This is a genomic window from Sphingobium sp. YR768, from assembly GCF_900111125.1.
Lineage (GTDB): Bacteria > Pseudomonadota > Alphaproteobacteria > Sphingomonadales > Sphingomonadaceae > Sphingobium.
On record NZ_FOGE01000072.1, the window covers coordinates 1 to 3528 of the forward strand.

Here is a 3528-nt window from a genome sequence, read left to right on the forward strand (position 1 = left end):
TGCCAGGCCGGCCTCCTCGTCCAGCTGCTATGTTGAATCAGATTTCCTGGCTCAAGGGAATCCCTGCGATTCCGTCAGATCGGATTATGCTCTAGTCCCTCTATCGGAGCCCTATGATGATCGGCTTTCCAGTTCCAGGGAAGCAGTTCTTGGAGACGGGTCTGGGGTATGTCGGCGATGCGCGCGAGAACATCGGCAAGCCAGGTCTGGGGATCGATATCGTTGAGCTTCGCCGTGCCGATGAGGCTCAGCATGAAGGCGGTGCGCTGACCGCCGCGGTCTGAACCCGCGAAGAGCCACGATTTTCTGCCAAGGGCTATGCCTCTGAGCGCGCGTTCCGCCGCGTTGTTCGAGAGGCAGATGCGGCCGTCATCGAGGAACGCGGCGAAGGCCGGCCATGCCTTGAGCATGTAATCCATGGCCTCGGCCACATCGCTGTTCTTCGATAGCTTTGAGCGGTTCTCCCGCATCCATTCTTCCAGATTGCCAACCAGCGGTGCGCTGAGTTCCTGCCGAAGGGCGTGTCGCTCCTGTGCCGGCCTGCCGTTGATGGCGCGCTCAATGTCAAAGATCGCGTCGATGCGGCGGACCGCTTCCACTGCCAGCGGTGAAATGACGGCAGCCTTTTTGCGGCGCTTCTTGAGCTGCGCGGCGACATCGGCCAGCTCGAAGAAATAGCGGCGCGCATGGCTCCAGCATAGGGCGCGGGTCAGCGGCGCCGGCAATCTGTCGGCGTGGAACAACGCATTGTATCCGGCATAGGCATCGGCCTGGAGAATGCCTCTCCAGTTGCGCAGATGGCCAACGGGGTGCTCGCCCCGCCGATCACAGGAATAATGGAAGATGGCCGCGGGCGGCGCAGGTCCGCCAAAAGGTCGATCATCCCGGACATAGGTCCAGATCCGGCCCGTATCGGTCTTGGTCTTGGCCAGCACCGGCACCGTGGTATCGTCGCCATGCAGCCGCTCGGCGGCCAGGACATGCGCCTCGATCAGCAAATAGAGCGGCATCAGCGCGGCGGTGCAGGTGCCGACCTGATCGGCCAGGGTCGAAAGGCTCAGTTCCACGCCCTCGCGGGCATAGCGGTCACGCTGGCGGTTGAGCGGCTGATGCGCGCCAAACTTCTCGAACAGCAGCATCGCCAGGAAGCTGGGTCCAAAGAGCCCGCGGGGCGTGACATGGAACGGCGCCGGCGGTTGGGTGATCTTCTCGCAATCGCGGCAGGAGAACTTCTCACGAACGGTCTGGACCACCTTCCACTGGCGCGGCACGACCTCGAGCGTCTCGGTGATATCCTCGCCCAGCTTGCACAGCCGATCCGAGCCGCAGCAGGAGCAGGCCTCCGGCGCAGCAATGACGATGCGTTCACGCGGCAGATGCTCAGGCAAGGGCTTGCGGGCGGGCCGCTTGCGTTCAAACGGTGCGACGTTGGTCTTCGCCGCTGCCAGAGCAGCCAGAAGCTCATCTTCGCTGGCAGCGGTCTCGCACTCCTCGAAGGTCAGTTCCATCTGGTCGAGCAGATGGCGCGTGCGTTCGGATCGCTGGCCAAAAAGGGTACGACGCATCTTCTCGTTCTGCAGTTCGAGAAGGGCGTTGCGGGCTTCCAGGTCAGCGTTGATGGACTTGATGCGGGCGACTTCAGCGGCGACAGCCTCGGCAGCGGCAAGCCGCTCGCGAAGGCTGTCGATCTCTGCTTGCGCTTCCGTCCCCATGGCCAATAGCATAGCCAAAAAGCACCGGAATCTCTAGCTTTTTAGGTCATGTCAGGCCTTTTATCCGGCCAATGTCGGGCACCAGGTTGCTTGCGGATTACGCCAGTCGATCGCCTCTAGCATGCAAGCCATCTGCGAGGGGGAGATGGCAATCACGCCGTCCACGGCCGACGGCCAGATATACTTCCCGCGCTCAAGACGCTTCGAATAAAGCGACATGCCGACGCCATCGTGCCAGATGATCTTGCAGAGGTCGCCGCGGCGTCCCCTGAAAATGTAGAGGTCACCCGCGAAGGGATCACGTCCGAAACTCTGCTGCACTTGAAGGGCCAGGCTGCGCATGCCGCGCCGCATGTCCGTGTGCCCCGTCGCGATCCATATCCGAACGCCGGAGGGGACTGGGATCACGGCTTGACCGACCGCAGCACTGTCGACACTAGTCCGGGCGATGCGCCAGCGGGAATACGCACGATCGCCCGCTCGAACTCCACGATGATCGCCGATCCGCTCACTGGCATCGGATCGGGCCGCACCTGCACTTCTGCAAAGCCTTGGGCTGCCTGCCCCATCTGCCGCCGCCATCGGTAGATCTGGTTCGGCCGCAGATCGGCACGGCGGGCAATCTCCGCCACGTTCGCACCGGGCGCCGAAACTGCCGCGACCAGTTCGCGCTTCTGCTGGTCGGTCCATACCCGCCGCCGTTCTGGACCCGAAATTACTGTGATCTGGCTCATCGCACCGTCGCTTGTACCGGTGCAAACACCAGTGCTTGCACCGGTGCCATCTCGAAATATAAGCCCATCACCGCAAGGCGGCCCTCACCGGAGCGATACCGCGAAACTGCTTGAGTTTGCTGAAGAAGCGCTCGACGAGATTGCGATAACGATAAAGAAATGCGCTGAAGGCGGGCCTGCGCTTGCGGTTTGGCATGGGTTTGATGTTAGCCCAAACGCCGCGAGCAGCCATCTCGCTTCTGAGCGCATCGCTGTCATAGGCGCGGTCGGCAAGCAGCACGTCACCATCGCTCAAGGTGCCGAGCATGTCGGCAGCGCTGCGGCCATCATGTGCCTGGCCGGCGGTGAGCTTGAGCGCGATCGGCAGGCCATTGGCATCGACCAGCGCGTGGATTTTCGTCGTCAGGCCACCGCGCGAGCGACCCATGCAACCGGGTCCCCCTTTTTATCGCCGTTGGCGCCATGCTGGTGAACCCGGATCGAAGAACTGTCGATCATCTGCACGTCGCCTTCATAAGCGACTGATACTGCTTCCAATATCCGTGCCCAGTGACCGGCCCGACGCCAGCGATTGAAGCGGTTCACACAGGTCGTATGCGGACTGTATCGGGAGGGAATGTCCGCCCAGAGCGCTCCTGTTCGCAGCCGCCAGAATATCCCGTTGAGCACACGGCGATCATCAACTCGCTTCACGCCTCGAACCTTCGTCGGCAGCAGCGGCGCGATCACCGACCACTCGAAATCCGTCAAATCGAACCGCGCCATCTCAATCTCCTTCCCGGAAATTGAATCAGATCGCTCGTCCTTTGGGAATCCTATTTATGGGTATGTGGCCTAGACCGCCAGCATTACTCCAATCAAGAGTAACGCTAAGAGCGTTTGAAAACTGAGGTGGGCTCGCCTTCTTTGACAGGTTGGCGGTTAAGTTAAGCTCATCCTGATTGTTGTTGATGCCGCCATTTGGGTGATCAAATCCTGGAGGGCATGCCCCCCAGGATTTGAAGCGCCGATTTGCCCATATGCCTCGCCTGGGGTTTTCCCTGCAAGGCGTGAATGCGGACGATGGTTGTCATAATAGGCGA

General features: G+C 61.2%; 3 protein-coding genes and 1 pseudogene. All 4 read right to left on the reverse strand.

The window, feature by feature from the left end:
- Positions 1 to 74: 74 nt before the first annotated feature.
- Positions 75 to 1712 carry an IS66 family transposase gene (locus BMX92_RS26600; protein WP_093022733.1) on the reverse strand — a complete coding sequence of 546 codons (1638 nt, stop codon included), beginning with the start codon at positions 1710 to 1712 and terminating at the stop codon, positions 75 to 77.
- Between the two features lie 60 nt (positions 1713 to 1772).
- Positions 1773 to 2120, reverse strand: a complete 348-nt coding sequence (tnpB, locus tag BMX92_RS26605) for an IS66 family insertion sequence element accessory protein TnpB (protein WP_093022736.1) — start codon at positions 2118 to 2120, stop codon at positions 1773 to 1775.
- A complete protein-coding gene (locus BMX92_RS26610) occupies positions 2117 to 2446 on the reverse strand; it encodes an IS66-like element accessory protein TnpA (RefSeq protein ID WP_093022739.1) in 330 nt (109 codons plus the stop codon). Before BMX92_RS26610 ends, tnpB begins: the two co-directional genes overlap by 4 nt.
- A gap of 91 nt (positions 2447 to 2537) precedes the next feature.
- Positions 2538 to 3211, reverse strand: a pseudogene (locus BMX92_RS28290) (IS5 family transposase); the annotation flags it as partial.
- Positions 3212 to 3528 lie beyond the last annotated feature (317 nt).

Coding starts and splice junctions, on each gene's coding strand:
- BMX92_RS26600 (WP_093022733.1), bottom strand. CDS start 1,712: ATGGGGACGGAAGCGCAAGCAGAGATCGACAGCCTTCGCGAGCGGCTT.
- BMX92_RS26610 (WP_093022739.1), bottom strand. CDS start 2,446: ATGAGCCAGATCACAGTAATTTCGGGTCCAGAACGGCGGCGGGTATGG.